Genomic DNA, 17,600 nt, shown 5'->3' on the forward strand with positions numbered 1-17,600 from the left:
TGTCACTAGGTACCTCGTGACAGGTTGGCTCGAACGAGTAAGTGGTTTTATCGTTGCACGGAATGCATCGCCTATCGTGACAACGCTGGTCGTCTGCCTCGACCGAACCGACGACGTGGGCCGCAAAACCGGCCTCCACTCGCCAGTCGTCGGCTGGGAGGCAGTCCGCGCGCTCGTGACTGACGTCGGCCTCGCGGATCCGGAGGACTCGAGTGTCAACACGCTTCTCGAGTCGCTTCGGGTCGCCCAGAACTTACGCGACGAAAACGAGGAGGTCATCGTCGCGGTCGTCTCGGGGGATCACGAGTCGATGGTGTCGGCAGATCGGGCGGTCGCCACACAACTCGACGATCTCATCGCCGACTACGACCCCGATTCGGCGGTCGTGGTGACCGACAGCGCCGAGGACGAACGGCTGATCCCGATCGTCGAGAGCCGCGTCCGGGTCGATTCCGTCGATCGGGTCGTTGTCCGCCAGGCCCGGGACATCGAATCGACGTACTACTTGCTCAAACAGTTCCTCGCCGACGAGGAACTCCGCCAGACTGTCCTCGTCCCGATCGGGCTGACGATGCTCGTCTTTCCGTTGCTTGCGACCACCGTCGGTCCTGCGAAGGGAGCGGCCGCGATTACGACTGTTATCGGCCTCTTCTTGCTCTACAAGGGATTCAACATCGACGAACTCCTGACTCGCCTTGCCCATCAGACGCGAGAATCGCTGTACTCCGGCCAGGTGTCCGTCGTTACCTACGTGGTCGCGGCCGGCTTGACCTTCGTCGGCCTGTTTGCCGGCGCACTCGGCGTCTCGAGCCTCGGTGACACGCCCGGTGTGGTGCTTCCGGCGACGCGGTTTGCCTTCGATAGCATCCCCTGGCTGGCGATGGCCGCGCTGACCGCAAGCGCCGGTCGGCTGCTCGACGAAGTGATCGGCGATGACCCAGTCCGACGGTCGTTCCTCAACCTGCCGTTTATTGTCGTCGCCGTCGGGCTGGTAATTCGTGGTTTCTCTGCATACTTCCTCGAGCAACAGGGTGTGATCGAGCCGTTCGTCGTCTCGGCGTACGAGTTCGGTGTCTTCTCGAACGAGCGGTTCGTGATGGTCGCCGGCGAACGACTCGCGCTGTTTGTCGTCTCGGCGCTCGTCGTCAGCCTCGTCGGTGCGCAGGTCGCGTCGTCGCTGAGTGAGTCACACGGCGGCGATCGAACTGATGGCGGGGCCGACGCGACGACCGACGCGGGAACTAGCGCACGTTCTGATCGGTCCGATCCCGAACTCACGGACGGCGGTGCGAATACGACTGCCGATCCCGACCGCGATCGCTAATACTGTCGGACAAAACGGCTCACACATCGATCGAACGCGAGACACGATCGAGTGTTCATTGACTGTTGTCCGACAGTATACCAACGCGAACTCGGTATCCCTTTACCCATCCCTGCCGATCACGTCACATGAGCGACGCAGACGGCGCGTGGGTGAGTCTCTTTTCGGGTGGCAAGGACTCAGCGTGGGCGCTGTACCAGGCCATCGAGCGCGGCTTCCCGGTCGAACGGCTCGTCACTGTCCATCCTGCGGGTGACTCGTACATGTATCACGTCCCCGCAACCGACCTGGCCGCGCTGGCGGCCGAAAGCATCGGGATCGAGCTTGTCGATGTCGAACCCGACGACTTCGGGGCTGACGCGGCGACCGACTCGAGCGTACAGGGCGACGACGAACTCGAGCCACTCGAGGCCGCCCTTGAGGAACTCGACCTGCGAGCTATCCGGTGGCTATCGCCGGTGTTACGGCCGGGGCCGTCGAGAGCGAGTTCCAGACGAACCGCATTCAGGGGATGTGCGACCGACTGGGACTGTGAAGCTGTTCGCCCCGCTGTGGCAGGAAGATCCCCACGAGTTGGCCGACGCGATGCTCGAGGCGGGCTTCGAGATCGTGATCATCCAGGTGGCAGCCCACGGCCTCGACGAGTCGTGGCTGGGTCGAACACTTGACAGCGAAGCGATCGACGAACTCGAGGCGCTCAACGAGGAGTACGGCGTCCACATTCTGGGCGAGGGCGGCGAGTTCGAGACCCTGGTTGTGGATGGACCGCATATGGATCGGCGGATCGACCTCGAGTACGAGACTGAGTGGGACGGGACGCGCGGGCGATTGCGGATCACAGACGCGTCGTTGGAGGTGCGGAGCGGAGTCGAGTCCCGTTAGGTACCGATCCGGTAGCGGTTCTCGAACGGGACGCGTTCGTGCCAAGCAAGCAGCACGTGGAGCGCGATCGCGACGACGAACAGCCCGAAATTCCAGATCGGCGAATTGTAGTAGATTACGTCGATGATCACTGGTTTCGCGTACAGCGGCCAGAACGGCTTGACCGGCGGAGCGATGTCGGGAGCAGAGAGGAGATCCGCAAAGATGTGACTGGTTCCGCCGAGGACCAACCCAGCGGTCGCGAAGACGAAGACGGTCTCGTTCGAGATGGTGGTGCTTCGAATCAAGCGGTTGGCGTTGAACCAGCCGGTGAGCCACTTCGCGGCACCTGCGCCGGCGAGGACGCTCATCAGTGACACGAACACCAGGGTGTGAGTGATGCCGTGGTGAGTGATCGGGAGGACCTGCTGAAGGACGAGATCGATGTCCGGGAGCATCGCAGTCGCCAGCGCAAAGCCGGTGAATCCCAGCGCACCGCGTTGGCCCCAGACGAGCCACGCTGGAGCAGCAACCAGCAGCGCCATCCCGAGGTGGCCGGTGACGTCGACCATGTATGTGGGCGATTATCGGAGCCGCCGGACAAGCCGGAGGAGCACTGACACTGCTGTCCCGATGCCGGGAACGCGAGACGAGAGGACGGCCGCGCCTAGCAACAGCAGGCCACTCTTTGGTCGCCCACGCCGAAACGCCAGCGCGCTGTCGATCACCGTCGAGACGATGCTCAGTTTGTTCGCTGTCTGCGAGTTGACGTTGGTCATCGTTCTGTTCTCCGGGATTAGAACCTCGTGGGCAAGTATAACATCGCTGCAGCAGCAGGCTCTCGGAACGCCGGTGATCGGCGGTTGACAGTATCGATCGAAATCTCGAGCAAAAACCGCTCGCGCACTTCCATTCGCTCACGGGCACGGCTGCCCGTTTACGGCATTAATCGTGTTTGAACGACCGCTGACCAGTGAACGCCATCGCGGCATCGACCTTTTTCTCGTCGGGTTCGTTCGCTCTGCTCACTCACCACTCCGTGAAAAATCTCGAGCCAAAAAGCCGCTCGCTTCGCTCACGGACGTTGTGTCCGTTCGCATTCCGCGGTTCTCGCTCACGATGTTCGCTCCGAACCGCGCATCGCTCGCGGTCCTAATCGTGTTTGAACGACCGCTGCCCCGTAAACGCCATCGCCATGCCGTGCTCGTCCGCGGCCTCGATCACGTCCTCGTCGTTGACCGAGCCGCCGGGCTGGACGACCGCCTCGATGCCCGCCTCCGCGGCCTCTTCGATGCCGTCCGGGAACGGGAAGAACGCGTCCGAGGCCATGACCGCGCCCTCGGCGTCTTTGCCTTCGGCGTGCTCGTCGGCTTTCATCGCTGCCAGCCGGACCGCGTCGACGCGGGAAACCTGTCCCATGCCGACGCCGACCGTCTCGGTGCCGTCCGCAAAGAGGATGCCGTTCGATTTCACGTGCTTGAGCGTCTGCCACGCAAAGACCATCGACTCGAGTTCCTCCTCGGTCGGCTCGCGCTCGGTGACGACCTCGAGATCGTCGACCGAGATCGACTGCAGGTCCCGTTCCTGGACCAGTCGGCCGCCGACGAGGTCCTTTTCGGTGAAGCGCTCGGTCTGCTTGCCGAGCGCTCGCGGCTCATCGCCGCTCGCATCCGAGGCGCTACGCGACTCGCGGCCCACGTCGAGCACACGGAGGTTCTCCTTCTCGCAGAGTACCTCGAGTGCGTCGTCGGTGTAGCCGGGAGCGACGACGACTTCTTTGAACGAGTCGATGATCTGTTCGGCCGTTGCAGCGTCACACTCGCGATTGAGCGCGACGATGCCGCCGAAGGCGCTCATCGGGTCCGTCGAGAGGGCCTTCTCGTAGGCCTCGGCCAGCGAGTCGGCGGTCGCACAGCCTGCGGGGTTGGTGTGCTTGATGACCGCCGCCGCGGGCTCGTCGAACTCCTTGATGAGGTTGAGCGCGCCGTCGGCGTCGTTGTAGTTGTTGTAGGACAGGGCCTTCGCGCCCTCGTTCAACTGGTCGGCGTGGACGACGCTCGCCTCGTCGCAGGTGTAGTCGGCGTAGACGGCGGCGTCCTGATGGGGGTTCTCGCCGTAACGGAGCGTGTCAGCGCGGTCGCTCGAGATAAGTCGCCGGGCGGGCAGCCCCTCAGCGTCAGGTGCGGTCGGCGTATCGGCGTCGACCGTGACCTCACCAGCCTCGAGATCGATGTCGACGGCTCCCTCGGCGACCCACTTCACGGCCCGCGGGTACGCGCGGAACTCGCCCTTGTAGAGGACGTGTTCTTTCAGGTCGTCTTCGTCGTCGCCCTCGTAGACGGGGATCGGCTCCTGAGTGACGATCGGTCCCATGTCGACTTCGTCCTCGAGTACGTCGCCGTCTTCGTCGGTCGCGTCGGTGACGACGTGGACCGTACAGCCGGTCACCGACACGCCGGCCTCGAGCGCGTCGCCCCAGGCATCCATCCCAGGGAACGATGGCAGCAAGGCGGGGTGGACGTTCAGCGTCGTCGGTGTCTCGGAGAGGAACGTATCCGAGAGGATCCGCATGTAGCCGTCCAGACAGACGAGGTCGAACTCGTAGTCTTCGAGTGCCTCGAGCACGGCCTCCTCGTGCTCGCGGCGGCTCATGTCCTCGGCGAGCGGGACGACTTCGGTCGGAATCCCGCGCTCCGCGGCGGCCTCGAGTACCGGTGCGTCCTCGGTGTTCGTCAGAATTACGGCGAACTCGGCTCCGCCCGGCTTTCGGTCGGCGATGTTCAACAGGTTGCGCCCTCGGTTGCCGGCCATCCCGGCGATTCGCGTCATGGTCGAACCCGCGCCCGCAAGCGGCAAAGTGGTTGCGGTCTCGAACACCGGGGTATCCACGTTCGTGTATTATTCTGACTGTATTTCGCCCCCGATCGGCAGAGGTATGCACGCTCGTGGCATCGAGCGGCCACTGGTTTCGATACGCTTTTGCGACCCGCTGGACGAACGGCCACTATGACCGAGACCGACGCCCTGTATGCCGTTTCGCCGCTGGACGGCCGATACGGTGGCCGGACCGCACCGTTGTCGCCGTACGCGAGCGAGGCCGCATTAATGCGCGCCCGCGTTCGCGTCGAAGTCGAGTACCTGATCGCACTGGCAGACTGCGAAGCGACGCCGCTCGAACTCGACGGAGAGGAACGCGAGCACCTCCGCGGGCTCTACAACCACTTCGCCGAGGAAGACGCCCGCCTGATCAAGAAACTCGAGACGGAGGGCCACGCCGACTTCGAGGCGACCAACCACGACGTCAAGGCCGTCGAGTACTTCGTCCGCCACCGACTGCCAGAGGACAGCGACGCCTCGGCCTGGATCCACTTCGGACTGACCAGCGAGGACGTGAACAACCTCGCCCACCGGCTGCTCGTCCGCGACGCCGTCGACGAAGTGTTGCTCCCCGAACTGTACGACGTTCAGGACACGCTCGCCGAGATGGCCCGCGAGTACCGCGACCTGCCGATGCTCGCGCGCACCCACGGCCAGCCCGCGACGCCGACGACCTTCGGCAAGGAGATGGCCGTCTACGCCTCGCGGCTGGGCCGCGCGACGGGCCGGATTCGACAGGCGACCGACGAACTCAGCGGTAAACTCGGCGGTGCATCGGGCACTTACGCGGCCCACGTCGCCGCCTACCCCGATGTCGACTGGCCGGCGTTCGCGCGGGACTTCGTCACGGATCTGGGCCTCGAGTTCGAGGGACTCACGACGCAGGTCAACCCATGTGACGACCTCGCGGCGGTCTTCGACGCGTTCCGCGGTGCCAACGACGTCCTGCTCGATCTCGATCTGGACATGTGGCTCTACGTCTCCGACCGCTATCTCGGTCAGGAGGCCGTCGAGGGTGAGACGGGGTCGTCGACGATGCCCCACAAGGTCAATCCGATCGACTTCGAGAACAGCGAGGGCAACCTCTCGAAGGCGAACTCGGATCTCACCTTCCTCGCGGACTACGTCACTACTTCCCGGCTTCAGCGTGACCTCTCCGATTCGACCGTCAAGCGCAACATCGGCGGTGCCTTCGCCCACTGTCTGATCGGCTACGGCAAAACCGCCGCCGGCCTCTCGAAGGTCGTCCCGAACGAACACGTGATGCGCGACGAGCTCGAGTCGACCCCCGAGATCATCGGCGAGGCCGTCCAGACGATTCTCCGGCGCGAGGGCCAGGCCGACGCCTACGAGCGCGTCAAGGCCGTCACCCGCGGGAAGGACGTCACCATCGAGGACTTCCGCGAGATGTTCGACGACCTCGACGTCGACGAGGACGTCCGCGAGGAACTCCACGCGCTGACGCCGGCGGGCTACACCGGCGTCGCGAGCGAACTGGTCGACGACCTCGAGTAATCCTCGCGCTTTCTTCTTCCGTTTCGAGTACCGATTCTGGCGACATCCGCTGTCTCAGTTCCGGCCGTCAATTCCGGGATCGTGACAGTATTGGGCACCCTCATTCGAGGGAGTGTATGGACTATCTTCTCTGGGTGATCGTCGCGCTCGTTGCCTACGGGTTGATGGCACCGCTGACGAGCGTCGTCACGTCAGACGTCCCGCCGGCTGTCGCGCTCTTTCTCTCGACGACGATCTTTCCCTGCCTGACGGCGGTCGTCCTCGTCGTCACGGGAACCGGCAGCCTCTCGGATGTCTCCAGCCCGTCGGCGGGGATCGTCTACGTTGCCGGCCTGTTTCTCTCCGCGGGCATCCTCGCGTACTACCAGGCGCTCGAGCGCGGCCCGGTCAGCGTCGTCGTGCCGATCTACGGCCTGTTCATCGTCGGGAGCTCGATCATCGGCATCGTCTTTCTCGGCGAAGAGTTGACCGCGACCCGCGCGGCCGGCATCGTCGTCGCGGCGGCTGCAATCTATCTCGCAGCGGGGGGTGAGGCGTGATGCGACGGTACGTCTGGCTGTCGATCTTCGCCTTCCTGTCCTACAGTCTGGTTGCGCCGTTGCTCTCGATCGCGATGCTCGAGTTGCCCAGCACGCTGGCAGTGTTCCTCTCGAACTCGGTGATGTTCCTTACAGTCGGCCTCGTGATCCGCGCTCGCGGCCTGTCGGTCCGTCCATACCTCTGGCATCCGCGCACCCCCTACATCCTCGCGATGGGCGTCCTCCTGACGATCGGACTGTTGACCTACTACCGGGCGCTCGCGCTTGGACCAGTGAGCATCGTCGTGCCGATATACGGGCTGTTCATCGTCGTCAGTTCGCTGGTCGGTATCGTCGCCTTCGAGGAGACCGTCACGCCGCGCAAAATTGCCGCCATCGCGCTGAGCGTGCTGGCAATCGCGCTGATGTCCCTGTGATCCTCGTCGCGGTCGGCCCAATCACTCCGTCGTATCGACGCCAGCAGCGTCGTTGATCGGGCACTTCTGTGTCGTTCCGGTCACTAGCAAGATCGCGCCGATGACGAGTGCGATGACCGCGGTCACGATGCCGACGGTCCAGTACCCCATCAGCGCGGCGATGCCAGCAAGCACGGCGATCGCGCCAATGACGATCCGTCCGGTACGATCGATCCCGCCGACGTTCTTTTGCATGGCATTCACCCACACTAAATTGGGTTCCCGTTGACAAAATCGTTCGGTGTACCACGCGAGCGGTACGTCTCGGCGCGAAACCAGTCACTATCGGACACTGAAAGGGCCGTCCTCTGTGGGTCGTTTACTCGAGCAACGCCGCGAGCGTCTCCTCGAGTGTCCCCGCCGCCTCGCGGACGGCCGCGACCCGGACGTACTCCCGTGGCGCGTGGGCGACGGCTCCCTCGTCGTCGGCGAGGACGCCGGGGCCGAAGACGACCGTCGGGGCGTCCGCCGCGAAATACGACGCTTCCGTCGCTGCGGTAAACGGGCGTCTCTCGCCGCCGGATGCGTCCGCGAGCGTCTTCGCCACGTCCGCGTCGGGATCGGTGTCCCAGGCCTCGAGAAACGGCGTCGGCCGGTCGGTAAAGCGAAACTCGAGACCGACATCGCCGGGGATTGCGGCCTGCAGATGGGCTGTCAGTGCCTCGTGGAACTCGTCGGCGGTTTCGGGCGGGACGCTCCGCCGGTCGACCGTCAGCGCGCAGTCGGCTGGCACCTGATTGGTCGCCTCGCCGCCTTCGACGACGGTCGGCGTCAGCGTCGCTGCACCGAGTTGCGGGTGGGTCGGCGGTGCGTCGTCGCGCTCGTCGAAGGTTCGGATCGCCGCGAGGACGTCCTCGAGCGCCGCGACCGCGTTGACGCCCGTTTCGGGTTCGGCGGCGTGAGCGTTTGCTCCCGAGAGGTGGATCGTCCCCTGGAAGCGTCCTTTCGCCGCTGTGCAGACGTCGATATCGGTGGGCTCGCCAACGATTACCGCGTCCGCATCGCGCGTGGGTGAGTCGTCGCCCGAGACCAGCGCGTAGGCTCCCGTCGAGAGCACCTCTTCGTCGGGGGTGACTGCAAGCGTGACGCGGCTGTCAGTCGGCTCGACCGCGAAGAAGGCAGCGAGCAGCGCCGCGAGCGGTCCCTTCGCGTCACATGAGCCGCGGCCGCGGATCACGTCGCCACCGTTCGCTTCGGAAGCGTCCCCGTCGCGTTCGAACGGGACGTGCGGTGACACCGTGTCGATGTGGGTATTCAAGACGACGTGCGTCTCGGCCTCGGCTCTTGGCTGTCCGCGACTCGCCAGCACGTTCCCGGCATCGTCGACGCGAGGATCGACGCCGTGGGTCTCGAGCGTCTCACAGAGATACTCCCGCATCGGCCCGACGTCTTCGTGAGACGCGTGCTGAACGGCAGTCTCGAGAAACGCGACCGGATCGAACGCGTCGGCGGAAGACTCGTCGCCCGTCACGATTCGACCGGCGACTCGAGAGTCACTTCGCCGTCGAACTCGTGCTCGACTGGCCCGGCGAGTGTCGGCCGGCCGCGCTCGTTGAAGCTCACCTGCAGGTCACCGCCCGGCGGATGGACGTCGACCGGATCGGCATCGGTGAGCCCGAGTCGGCGCGCCACGACGGCGATGGCGACCGCACCGGTGCCACAGGAGTCGGTCTCGCCCTCGACGCCGCGCTCGTAGGTTCGCTGGTCGAAGCCACCATCGCCGTCGGGGCTGGCGATCGTGACGTTCGTCCCCTCCGGGAAGACGTCGGCGTGGCGTACCGGCGGCGCGACCGCCTCGAGATCGACCTCGTCGACGTCGTCGACGAAACTCACGGCGTGGGGGACGCCGGTGTTGACGACCGAGACCTCGAGTCCTTCGATCTCCTCCTCGAGGACCGGTTCGTCGGCCTCGACCGGTACCTCGTCGGGGTCGAACGTGAGGTCGGTCATCTCCACGACGACGTTCTCGCCGTCGCGGTCGGCCCGCAGCGTGCCCGCCTGCGTGTCGATCATCACGCTGTTAGTTCCGGTTCGCTCCATCGCCCACTCGGCGGCACAGCGCGCGCCGTTGCCACACATCTCGGCCGTCTTGCCGTCGGGCTGGAACAACGTCATAACGACACGTGGCGGGTTGAAGTCTTCCTCGAGCGCGAGGAAGAGCACTCCGTCGGCACCGACGCCGTCGGTTCGGTCGCACTCGCGTTTGGCGAGTGCGCCCCGATTGGGAACGTGTTCGTTCGCGTGGATGATCAAAAAGTCGTTGCCGGTGCCGTGGTACTTCTGGAATGGAACAGTCATCGTGCTATCGTACTCGTTGGTTGTCGGTGTCGCTCACCGCTGGGTGGTCGTCGGTCTTTCGATCCGTCTCCGAGCCATTGTGTGCCTCACGTTCCGGACGCGTCACGTAGTCGACCGTCTCGCGACGGCGAGCGAGCCGTATGTCGCCGTCCTCGCAGACGACGGATGCGGGCCGGGGTCGGGAGTTGTACTGGTTTGCCATCTCGTAGCCGTAGGCCCCCGCGTTGCCGATCGCGAGGGTGTCGCCGCGTTCGGTTGCCGGCAGTTCGCGGTCAGCACAGAAAACGTCGCCGCTCTCGCAGATCGGGCCGGCGACGGTCTGCGGGACGATCTCGCGCTCGTCGGCGTCTAAATCGCCCGTCAGGTTCCGGATCGGATGATACGCGTCGTACATCGCCGGTCGAATCAGCGTCGTCATCCCCGCGTCGACGCCGACGACGGTCGTGTCGCGGGCCGCCTTGACGGTGTTCACGTCGGTCAGCAACACGCCCGCGTCCGCGACGAAGTAGCGGCCGGGTTCGATCGCCAACCGCGCGTCGACCTCGCCAAGCGCCTCTCGCGTCGCCTCCGCGACCGATTCGAGATCCAGCGGTGCTTCGTCCTCGTGGTAGGGGACGCCGAAGCCGCCGCCGACGTCGACGAACTCGAGGTCGCCCACTTCCTCGCTCACCTCTCGAGCGAGATCACCCATCCGTGCGACGAACTCTCGGTGAGCGTCGAGCTGGTCGTTTGAAACGCCGGAGCCGACATGTGAGTGGATGCCGACGACGTCGAAGCCGCGATCGGCGGCATCTTCGAGTACGTCGACGGCACGCTCTGCGGGGACGCCGAACTTCGCGGCTGCGCCGGTCTGCACCTTCTCGTGGTGGCCAGCGCCAATACCGGGGTTGACCCGAAGGCAGAGTCGGCCGTCGTACCCACGGTCGGCGAGCCGGTCGATCGTGTCCTCGGAACCGGCCGTGACCGTCAGTTCGGGGTGGTCGGCCCACGTATCGACGATCCAGTCGAGGTCGCGAGCCGGCGGGTTGACCGCCGTGTAATGCACTTCGGAGCCGGATGCGCCCGCCGCGAGCGCTCGCTGGACCTCGCCGGCGGAGGCACACTCGAGGCCGGCCCCTTCCTCGCGCAGTGCTGAGAGCACAGCACCGAGCGCGTTCGCTTTCACCGCATACAGGATGTCGGCCTCGGGAAACGCGGCTGCGAGCCGCCGGTAGTTCTGGCGGACACGCTCGAGGTCGAGAACGTACAGTGGCGAGCCGTAGTCGTCGACGAGCGTCTGTAGTTCGGCCGCGTCCCACGCGGAGAGGCGGCGGACGGACGGTGAAGCCCCAGCGTCAGTCATTACCACGTTCAAGTAACCGCGAGGATTCAAGGGTTTGGGTTCTCGATCGCAGTTGGAGAGTGATCGATATCTCGGACTCCTGCTCTCGAGGGTTCTACCAGCGAGATCGAGACTTGAGAGCTAACCTCATAAAAAGCTGATAGCGATATCGGACGGGACCGTCTATTCGCGCAGCGCGTCTTCGCGTTCGGTCGCCTCGAGCGTCTCCGTCTCGAGGTCGGTCGCGACGACGGCGGGCTTGTACGCGCCGCCGTCGAAGAGGTCGTGGTCGCTGACCGAGGACTCGACGAAGCGGGTAAAGGCGCGCCGATCGGCGGGCAGTTCGCCGTACAGCACCTCTTCTTCGACGAGGTCGTAGACCGGGATGCGCGGCGTCAACAGCGTGTTCTCGCCGACGACGCTGTTCTCGCCGACGACGAAGCCGCTGGTGACGCGACAGCCAGCGCCGAGCGAGACGTTGTCCTCGACGATGACCGGTGCGTCCTCGACCGGTTCGAGCACGCCCCCGATGAGGGTGTTCGCGCCGAGTTTGACGTTGTCGCCGATCTGCGCACAGGAGCCGACGGTGTCACAGGAGTCGACGAGGGTGCCATCGCCGACGCGCGCGCCGATATTGACGAACGCGGGGCTCATCAGGATGCAGTCGGAGCCGATGTTCGCGCCACGGCGGACGACGGTGCCGTCGGGCGTGTTGCGGCTGCCGCGGTCGCCGTACTCGCTCGAGTCCGCAAGCGGGAGGACGTCGTTGTACGTCACACCGCCGTACTCGCGGGGCTCGGTCGCACGCAGGCCGAAGTTGAGCAGGATGCCCTGCTTGACCCACTCGTTTGCCTCCCACTCGCCACCCGATTTCTCGGCGGCGCGGATCTCGCCGGCCTCGAGCGCGTCGAGGAAGGCATCCAGCGTTGCGTATGCGTCTTCGCCGGCGGTGTCGGCGTCGATCTCGTCGTTCTGCTTGCGCTCCCACAGCTCGTCGATGTCGGTCTCGAGTGCGCTCATTCTGCGATCACGTCCGCAAAGTCGTAGCTGCCTGCCTTCTGTCCAGCGATCCAGACCGCCGCGTCGACCGCGCCAGCGGCGAAGACGCCACGATCCTCGGCGCGGTGGGTCAGCCGAACCTCCTCGTGGTTGCCCGCGAGGATGATCTCGTGTTCACCGGTGATATCGCCCGCACGCAGTGCGTGAACGCCGATCTCGCCGGCCTCGCGCGGTGCATCACCTTCACGGCCGTGCGCGCGCTCGGTGAACTCGCCATTGGCTTCGATCTCCTCGAGCAGGCGGTTTGCGGTCCCACTCGGGGCGTCGCGCTTGCCGTTGTGATGGGTCTCGACGAGTTCGACGTCGTAGCCCGGCAGGTTCTGGACCGCCTCACCGACGACGTTGACCAGCGCCTGCACGCCGCGCGCGAAGTTCGGCGCGTGGAGGACGGGCACGTCCTCGCTTGCAGCCTCGAGCGCCTCGAGGCCGTCGTCGTCGAAGCCGGTCGTACCGGTGACGTAGGCGACGCCCGCATCGGCACAGACCTCGGCGTACTCGACGGCCGACTCGGGGCCGGTGAAGTCGATGACGGCGGTGGGCTCGCGATCGGCGACCAGGGAGTCGAACTCCGATGCGGGCTCGATCTCCACGCCGTCGACTGTTTCGCCGTCCGGGTCGCGATTGACGGCGAAGACGACCTCGCAGTCCTCGCGGCCCGTCGCGGCGGCGAGTACTTCACGGCCCATCCGGCCCGTCGCGCCGGTGACACCGAGCCGAACCGTCATCGATCACCCTCCGCCGCGTCTACGTCCGTGATCTCGGTCGGCTCGCGCTCTAAGTCGGCGAGGACGGCCTCGAGCCCCTCGCGGTACTCCTCTGCCAGCCGGGTCAGCGGCGAGCGCATGCGAGCGGGGCCGTAGCCGCGGATCTGCATGGCTTCCTTGACCGGGATCGGGTTGGTCTCGACGAAGAGTTCGCGGAACAGCGGGCCGAGTTCGTGGTGGAGCTGCTGGGCGCGTTCGTAGTCGCCGTCGAGTGCCGCGCCGACCATCGCACACGTGCGCTCGGGTTCGATGTTCGCCGCGACGCTGATCGTTCCGGTGCCACCGACGGAGATCGTCGGCAGGGTGAGTGCGTCGTCGCCCGAGAGAACCGCGAAGTCCTCGTCGGTCGTGCGCTCGGCGATCTCGCCGATCTGGCCCAGATCGCCGCTTGCGGCCTTGAAGCCCGCGATGTTCTCGTGGCTCGCGAGTTCGACAGCTGTATCGGGTTCGATGTTGCGGCCCGTCCGCGAGGGGACGTTGTAGACGATCTGTGGGAGGTCGACCGCGTCCGCGATCGTCCGGTAGTGGTCGATCAGTCCGCGCTGTTCGGGCTTGTTGTAGTACGGCGAAATCAGCAGGAGGCCGTCCGCGCCGGCATCGGCAGCGCGTTCGGAGAGCTCGAGTGCCTCACGCGTGTTGTTCGAGCCCGTGCCCGCGATGACGGGGACGTCGTCGACGGCCTCGATGACCGCCTCGACGACGCGGACGTGTTCGTCGTGGGTCAGCGTCGCCGATTCGCCGGTCGAGCCGACGGGGACGAGCCCGTCGACGCCTGCTTCCTCGAGCCGTTGTGCGTCTTGCTGCAGCGTTTCGTAGTCGATCCGTCCGTCTTCGTCGAAGGGCGTACACATTGCGGGGTAGACGCCCGAAAGGTCGAGTGTTGTCATGGGATGTCGTTGGGTCGTGTCTCGGCCCCCAACCGGTAGGGTGTATCGGTTCCGGTCGGTGGGTGGTCAGCAGTCGGTCGTGCGCGGTCGAATCGTACCCGGGACGGGGATGCCACGCCCGCCGCGAGCACATTCACGCACGTTTACGTTTAGAACGAGGAGGGACGTCGCTCACGACGGGACTGACGGTCGGATGAGCGACGTGGCGCATATCCGTTCCGTTGCGCTAATCTGCCTTATTTTTTCTGTCTTTGCTCGACAGCTGATTGAACCGTGTTAGGGAGTGACGACCGTCTTCACGTAATTTATCCCGCCTCACTACGTACTGGTTGCTATGACGGACTTTGGATTGAAAGTGCGAATGGCGATCGTTGGATCGATCCTGTTTGCATTCTATATGCTGGTCGGTGCCTTCGGCCTGGCGATGTTCGGCCTCAGTATGTGGCCGCTGGTCGCACTCGGCCTGCTCGTCTTGCCGGCCATCCAGTACAAGATCGGGACGTGGTCGGCAACCAGACGGGCCCAAGAGATGCCCGAAGACGGTCAGTATCAGGACATCCATCGGATGACCGAGTCGCTGTCCCAGGACATGGGCATCGACAAGCCGACGCTGATGGTCATGGAGATGGGCGTCCCCAACGCCTTCGCGACCGGTCGAAAGGGCAACGGCGTCGTCGTTGTCTCGACAGAACTCATCCGGCTGCTCCAGCGCGACGAACTCGAGGGTGTGATCGCCCACGAACTCGCCCACATCAAGAACCGTGACGTCATCACGATGGTGCTCGGTCAGTCGGTCGGGATGATGGTCGGCTGGGTCGCCTACATGGTCTACATGATGGGCGACGATCGCAACATCGGCAGCATCTTCGTCGGGATGCTCATCTCGAACCTCGCCCAGATGCTCGTGATGGTCTTCGTGCTGGCCATCTCGCGCTATCGCGAGTACGTCGCCGACGACGACGCCCGCCAGTATATCGGCAGCGGCGACCCGCTCGCTCGCGCCTTAGAGAAGATCTCGAAGGGATCGCAGGGTCGTGAGTCACAGCTCGACGACAGCGTGAGCGCGCTGTGTATCTTCAACGCCGATCGCTCGCTCCTCCAGAAGGTGTTCGCGACCCACCCGCCGACCGAAAAACGCATCGAGAAACTCCGCCGCTAACTGGAGTGCCGTCGTCGCCGGTCACGAGCGACCGACGCGACTTTTTACACTGGCGCGCGATATGCAGATACGTGACGGAAATTCATCCCGGGCAGCGCGTCGCCGTGCTCGTCGACGCCCAGAACCTCTATCATACCGCACAGAGTCTCCACAGCCGTAATATCGACTACTCGGCCTTGCTCGAGAAAGCCGTGCAGGACCGCCAGCTCACGCGCGCGATCGCCTACGTTATCCGCGCCGAGGCCCCCGAGGAGGAGAGTTTCTTCGAGGCGCTGATCGACATCGGCTTCGAACCAAAGATCAAGGACATCAAGACGTTCGCCGACGGCACCAAGAAGGCCGACTGGGACGTCGGCATGAGCCTTGACGCGGTGACGCTGGCCAACCACGTCGACACGATGGTCCTCTGTACGGGCGACGGCGACTTCTCGCGGCTCTGCTCGCACCTACGCCACGAGGGCGTCCGCGTCGAAGTGATGGCTTTCGAGTCCTCGACAGCCGAGGAACTCATCGATGCGGCCGATTCGTTCCTCGACTTAGAAGAGCGCCACGAGACCTTCTTGCTCTAACGCGTCTGCCCCACTCGAGGCAGGACTACGTCGGCTGCTGGCGTTGCCACAGTCCGAACAACAGCGCAGCGACCGTCACGAACAACGTCGACCCGGTCACGAGATACGTAAGCGGTCCGGTAGCGAGCGTGGCGGGCCCGATCAGCGTCAGAGTCCCGATGACGAGTAGGGTGGCTCCGAGGCCGATTTGCGTAACGTCCATGTCCTGCCGAGAGCACTCGAGCGAACCCTTATAAGTATCACTTTCATCTATCGGGCCACGCTCACCACGCCGGCAGGTCGAAGGGCTTTCGATCCGGCAGACCAACCGTCGGGTAATGAGCGAGCCAGCAGACGGGAGTGCCGGCCTCTCCCAGCTTCGGACCATCGCTGACTATCAGTTCGGTGCAGGTGCGGGCGCGGCGCTGTTCCCGCCCGACGAATCGCTGACGATCAAACGCACCACGTCGGGACGGCCACAGCAGGTTCACGCCGAGTCGGGACGGATCGTCTCCTTTGGCACCGACGGCCGGTTTACGCTGGGTCTCGAGGGCGGTCGCCGGCTCGACGCCGCCCTCCCATACCCCGCCTATCGCGTCGTCGTCGACGACGAAAGTGAGCCGTTCGTCCGCGACGAGAAGAACGTCTTCACGAAGTTCGTTCTCAAGGCCGGCGACGAGATCCGGCCGGGTGACGAGGTGCTGGTCGTCCACGAACGCGGCGAGTTGCTCGCGGTCGGCACGGCACAACTCGATGCCGGGGCGATCCGGGACTTCGAGACGGGAATGGCAGTGAACGTGCGCGAAGGCGCGCCTGCTGAGTCGTAATCAGACGGGCGGCGACCACAGCCGGCTACAATTGGCACTCTCTTCCGATCTCCCGTTCGTATCGTGTCTTGGTTTCCGCGAACAGCGTCTCACCAATCTCAGTGTGGAGTCGCGGTGCGGCCGTGGCGAAGAACTCGTCTAAGTTCTCGTACTGCGAGAAGGCGGCGTTCTCCTCGGCGTCGTCGTATCGGTTTTCGCGTTCGTACTTGAGTGCCTGCAGGCAGTTGTCGATCAGATCCATGTCCTTGACGAACTGTGCGGTCGGCGTCTCGCGAGTCTCGTACTCTTCCCAGAGCGAGCGAAACTCGCCATCGGTGTCGAACGGCTCGAGCAGCTCAGCGATCGCCGCCCGCTCGCGGGCCGTTTTCTCCTCGTCTGATACCCGCTGGTGCTCGTCATCCGCGCGAGTCGCGATATCTCCCGTGCGCGCTTCCGCGAGATCGTGGACCAGTGCCATCGAGACCGCCCGATCACGGTCGACGGCGTCGCCAGCCTGCTCTGCATAGAGCAGGCATAGCGTCGCCATCCCCCACGTGTGTGCAGCCACCGATTCCGGCGTGTCGATCCTGCGGAGGACCCACCCTGTTCGCGACTCGTCTTTCAGTTCGAGCGCCTCGAGCAGGGCGTCGAATTCGTCGGCCATGGCCAGATGGCACGCACTAGCGCCGGTTGAACCCGTCGGTCACCGACCCCGTTTCGAGCCCGATGGATCGGTTCGGCGACCCGGGCAGCGATCCTCGAACGACAAAGTAAAAGGTCGCTCACGGCGACGTGGCGAGTATGTTTGGAGGAGGAGGCGGCGGACTCAATCCGCGCAAAATGGAACAGATGATGAAACAGATGGGAATCGACGTCGAGGACATCGACGCCGAAGAGGTCATCATCCGCACTGCAGAGCACGACCTCGTGTTCAGCGACGCCGAAGTCACCAAGATGGACGCCCGCGGGCAGGAGACCTATCAGGTCATCGGCTCGCCCGAGAAAGTCGAAGCCGGCTCTGCCGGTGGCACTGGGGCTGACGACGACGCTGGCTCGTCGATCCCCGACGACGACGTCGAACTCGTTGCGATGCGAGCCGATGTCAGCGAGGACGAGGCCCGCGAGGCCCTCGAAGCGACCGACGGCGATCTCGCCGCAGCGGTCGAGTCCCTCGAGTGACTCGCGTG

The 17,600-nt window shown here is 64.8% G+C and carries 20 protein-coding genes and 1 pseudogene; 9 read left to right on the plus strand and 12 right to left on the minus strand.

Annotated features, from left to right (window positions below; translation table 11 throughout):
• Positions 1-76: 76 nt before the first annotated feature.
• Positions 77-1,324 carry a DUF373 family protein gene (locus tag BDK88_RS06615; RefSeq protein WP_130499691.1) on the plus strand — a complete coding sequence of 416 codons (1,248 nt, stop codon included), beginning with the start codon at positions 77-79 and terminating at the stop codon, positions 1,322-1,324.
• 128 nt (positions 1,325-1,452) lie between these two features.
• Positions 1,453-2,206, plus strand: a pseudogene (locus BDK88_RS06620) (diphthine--ammonia ligase).
• Here BDK88_RS06620 and BDK88_RS06625 read toward each other — a convergent pair.
• From BDK88_RS06625 to purH, 3 genes are all read right to left on the minus strand, one after another.
• Positions 2,203-2,757, minus strand: a complete 555-nt coding sequence (locus BDK88_RS06625) for a metal-dependent hydrolase (RefSeq protein WP_130499692.1) — start codon at positions 2,755-2,757, stop codon at positions 2,203-2,205. The pseudogene BDK88_RS06620 and the gene BDK88_RS06625 overlap by 4 nt on opposite strands.
• Positions 2,758-2,769: 12 nt before the next feature.
• On the minus strand, positions 2,770-2,964 hold the full coding sequence (locus tag BDK88_RS06630) for a hypothetical protein (protein WP_130499693.1): 195 nt from the start codon (positions 2,962-2,964) through the stop codon (positions 2,770-2,772).
• 373 nt (positions 2,965-3,337) lie between these two features.
• Complete coding sequence (gene purH, locus BDK88_RS06635; protein WP_130499694.1) at positions 3,338-5,014, minus strand: bifunctional phosphoribosylaminoimidazolecarboxamide formyltransferase/IMP cyclohydrolase; 1,677 nt, start codon at positions 5,012-5,014, stop codon at positions 3,338-3,340.
• A 177-nt stretch (positions 5,015-5,191) separates the two neighbouring features.
• Here purH and purB point away from each other — a divergent pair, with 177 nt between their 5' ends.
• The 3 genes from purB (at position 5,192) to BDK88_RS06650 (ending at position 7,532) form a co-directional block, all read left to right on the plus strand.
• Entirely contained in the window at positions 5,192-6,577 is a 1,386-nt protein-coding gene (purB, locus tag BDK88_RS06640; protein WP_130499695.1) for an adenylosuccinate lyase, read from the plus strand.
• Between the two features lie 116 nt (positions 6,578-6,693).
• The gene (locus BDK88_RS06645; RefSeq protein WP_130499696.1) at positions 6,694-7,116 is read left to right on the plus strand and encodes an EamA family transporter; all 423 of its coding nucleotides are present in this window, start codon (positions 6,694-6,696) and stop codon (positions 7,114-7,116) included.
• Positions 7,116-7,532, plus strand: a complete 417-nt coding sequence (locus BDK88_RS06650; protein WP_130499697.1) for an EamA family transporter — start codon at positions 7,116-7,118, stop codon at positions 7,530-7,532. Before BDK88_RS06645 ends, BDK88_RS06650 begins: the two co-directional genes overlap by 1 nt.
• A gap of 21 nt (positions 7,533-7,553) precedes the next feature.
• Here the strand turns inward: BDK88_RS06650 and BDK88_RS06655 are convergent, their stop codons facing one another.
• The 7 genes from BDK88_RS06655 to dapA all read right to left on the minus strand — a co-directional run bounded on the left by BDK88_RS06655 (position 7,554) and on the right by dapA (position 13,900).
• Entirely contained in the window at positions 7,554-7,766 is a 213-nt protein-coding gene (locus tag BDK88_RS06655) for a YgaP family membrane protein (RefSeq protein WP_130499698.1), read from the minus strand.
• Between the two features lie 124 nt (positions 7,767-7,890).
• Positions 7,891-9,042, minus strand: a complete 1,152-nt coding sequence (locus BDK88_RS06660; protein ID WP_130499699.1) for a M20 family metallopeptidase — start codon at positions 9,040-9,042, stop codon at positions 7,891-7,893.
• Positions 9,039-9,869 (minus strand): diaminopimelate epimerase, encoded by an 831-nt coding sequence (gene dapF / locus BDK88_RS06665; protein ID WP_130499700.1) that lies wholly within the window; start codon positions 9,867-9,869, stop codon positions 9,039-9,041. Before dapF ends, BDK88_RS06660 begins: the two co-directional genes overlap by 4 nt.
• Positions 9,870-9,873: 4 nt before the next feature.
• Positions 9,874-11,211, minus strand: coding sequence for a diaminopimelate decarboxylase (gene lysA / locus BDK88_RS06670; protein WP_130499701.1), 1,338 nt, complete (start codon positions 11,209-11,211; stop codon positions 9,874-9,876).
• A 162-nt stretch (positions 11,212-11,373) separates the two neighbouring features.
• Positions 11,374-12,210, minus strand: coding sequence for a 2,3,4,5-tetrahydropyridine-2,6-dicarboxylate N-succinyltransferase (locus tag BDK88_RS06675; protein ID WP_130499702.1), 837 nt, complete (start codon positions 12,208-12,210; stop codon positions 11,374-11,376).
• Complete coding sequence (gene dapB / locus BDK88_RS06680; RefSeq protein ID WP_130499703.1) at positions 12,207-12,974, minus strand: 4-hydroxy-tetrahydrodipicolinate reductase; 768 nt, start codon at positions 12,972-12,974, stop codon at positions 12,207-12,209. Before dapB ends, BDK88_RS06675 begins: the two co-directional genes overlap by 4 nt.
• Positions 12,971-13,900, minus strand: a complete 930-nt coding sequence (gene dapA, locus BDK88_RS06685) for a 4-hydroxy-tetrahydrodipicolinate synthase (RefSeq protein WP_130499704.1) — start codon at positions 13,898-13,900, stop codon at positions 12,971-12,973. The genes dapB and dapA overlap by 4 nt, the downstream gene beginning before the upstream one ends.
• 334 nt (positions 13,901-14,234) lie before the next feature.
• On the opposite strand from dapA, the gene BDK88_RS06690 reads away from it, so the two are divergent.
• Together BDK88_RS06690 and BDK88_RS06695 are read left to right on the plus strand one after the other, a co-directional pair.
• Positions 14,235-15,059, plus strand: a complete 825-nt coding sequence (locus BDK88_RS06690; protein ID WP_130499705.1) for a M48 family metallopeptidase — start codon at positions 14,235-14,237, stop codon at positions 15,057-15,059.
• A gap of 71 nt (positions 15,060-15,130) precedes the next feature.
• Positions 15,131-15,628 (plus strand): LabA-like NYN domain-containing protein, encoded by a 498-nt coding sequence (locus tag BDK88_RS06695; RefSeq protein ID WP_130499706.1) that lies wholly within the window; start codon positions 15,131-15,133, stop codon positions 15,626-15,628.
• 25 nt (positions 15,629-15,653) lie between these two features.
• Here BDK88_RS06695 and BDK88_RS21095 read toward each other — a convergent pair whose 3' ends face one another.
• Positions 15,654-15,830, minus strand: coding sequence for a hypothetical protein (locus BDK88_RS21095; protein WP_165396916.1), 177 nt, complete (start codon positions 15,828-15,830; stop codon positions 15,654-15,656).
• 115 nt (positions 15,831-15,945) lie between these two features.
• Between BDK88_RS21095 and BDK88_RS06700 the strand changes: the two genes are divergently transcribed.
• The gene (locus BDK88_RS06700) at positions 15,946-16,434 is read left to right on the plus strand and encodes a PUA domain-containing protein (protein WP_130499707.1); all 489 of its coding nucleotides are present in this window, start codon (positions 15,946-15,948) and stop codon (positions 16,432-16,434) included.
• Positions 16,435-16,459: 25 nt separating this feature from the next.
• On the opposite strand, the gene BDK88_RS06705 is transcribed toward BDK88_RS06700, so the two are convergent.
• Positions 16,460-17,077 (minus strand): HD domain-containing protein, encoded by a 618-nt coding sequence (locus tag BDK88_RS06705; protein WP_130499708.1) that lies wholly within the window; start codon positions 17,075-17,077, stop codon positions 16,460-16,462.
• A gap of 137 nt (positions 17,078-17,214) precedes the next feature.
• On the opposite strand from BDK88_RS06705, the gene BDK88_RS06710 reads away from it, so the two are divergent.
• Positions 17,215-17,592, plus strand: coding sequence for a nascent polypeptide-associated complex protein (locus tag BDK88_RS06710; RefSeq protein WP_049911535.1), 378 nt, complete (start codon positions 17,215-17,217; stop codon positions 17,590-17,592).
• Positions 17,593-17,600: the final 8 nt, after the last annotated feature.

This window comes from Natrinema hispanicum (assembly GCF_004217335.1).
Taxonomy (GTDB): Archaea; Halobacteriota; Halobacteria; order Halobacteriales; family Natrialbaceae; genus Natrinema; species Natrinema hispanicum.

Excerpts from the sequence above, each read along its gene's own strand:
- lysA (WP_130499701.1), bottom strand. The coding sequence starts at position 11,211 with ATGACTGACGCTGGGGCTTCACCGTCCGTCCGCCGCCTCTCCGCGTGG.
- dapA (WP_130499704.1), bottom strand. The coding sequence starts at position 13,900 with ATGACAACACTCGACCTTTCGGGCGTCTACCCCGCAATGTGTACGCCC.
- BDK88_RS06700 (WP_130499707.1), top strand. The coding sequence starts at position 15,946 with ATGAGCGAGCCAGCAGACGGGAGTGCCGGCCTCTCCCAGCTTCGGACC.
- BDK88_RS06675 (WP_130499702.1), bottom strand. The coding sequence starts at position 12,210 with ATGAGCGCACTCGAGACCGACATCGACGAGCTGTGGGAGCGCAAGCAG.
- BDK88_RS06630 (WP_130499693.1), bottom strand. The coding sequence starts at position 2,964 with ATGACCAACGTCAACTCGCAGACAGCGAACAAACTGAGCATCGTCTCG.
- BDK88_RS06655 (WP_130499698.1), bottom strand. The coding sequence starts at position 7,766 with ATGCAAAAGAACGTCGGCGGGATCGATCGTACCGGACGGATCGTCATT.
- BDK88_RS06625 (WP_130499692.1), bottom strand. The coding sequence starts at position 2,757 with ATGGTCGACGTCACCGGCCACCTCGGGATGGCGCTGCTGGTTGCTGCT.
- BDK88_RS06650 (WP_130499697.1), top strand. The coding sequence starts at position 7,116 with ATGCGACGGTACGTCTGGCTGTCGATCTTCGCCTTCCTGTCCTACAGT.
- purB (WP_130499695.1), top strand. The coding sequence starts at position 5,192 with ATGACCGAGACCGACGCCCTGTATGCCGTTTCGCCGCTGGACGGCCGA.
- BDK88_RS06645 (WP_130499696.1), top strand. The coding sequence starts at position 6,694 with ATGGACTATCTTCTCTGGGTGATCGTCGCGCTCGTTGCCTACGGGTTG.
- BDK88_RS06705 (WP_130499708.1), bottom strand. The coding sequence starts at position 17,077 with ATGGCCGACGAATTCGACGCCCTGCTCGAGGCGCTCGAACTGAAAGAC.
- dapB (WP_130499703.1), bottom strand. The coding sequence starts at position 12,974 with ATGACGGTTCGGCTCGGTGTCACCGGCGCGACGGGCCGGATGGGCCGT.
- purH (WP_130499694.1), bottom strand. The coding sequence starts at position 5,014 with ATGACGCGAATCGCCGGGATGGCCGGCAACCGAGGGCGCAACCTGTTG.
- dapF (WP_130499700.1), bottom strand. The coding sequence starts at position 9,869 with ATGACTGTTCCATTCCAGAAGTACCACGGCACCGGCAACGACTTTTTG.
- BDK88_RS06690 (WP_130499705.1), top strand. The coding sequence starts at position 14,235 with ATGACGGACTTTGGATTGAAAGTGCGAATGGCGATCGTTGGATCGATC.
- BDK88_RS06710 (WP_049911535.1), top strand. The coding sequence starts at position 17,215 with ATGTTTGGAGGAGGAGGCGGCGGACTCAATCCGCGCAAAATGGAACAG.
- BDK88_RS21095 (WP_165396916.1), bottom strand. The coding sequence starts at position 15,830 with ATGGACGTTACGCAAATCGGCCTCGGAGCCACCCTACTCGTCATCGGG.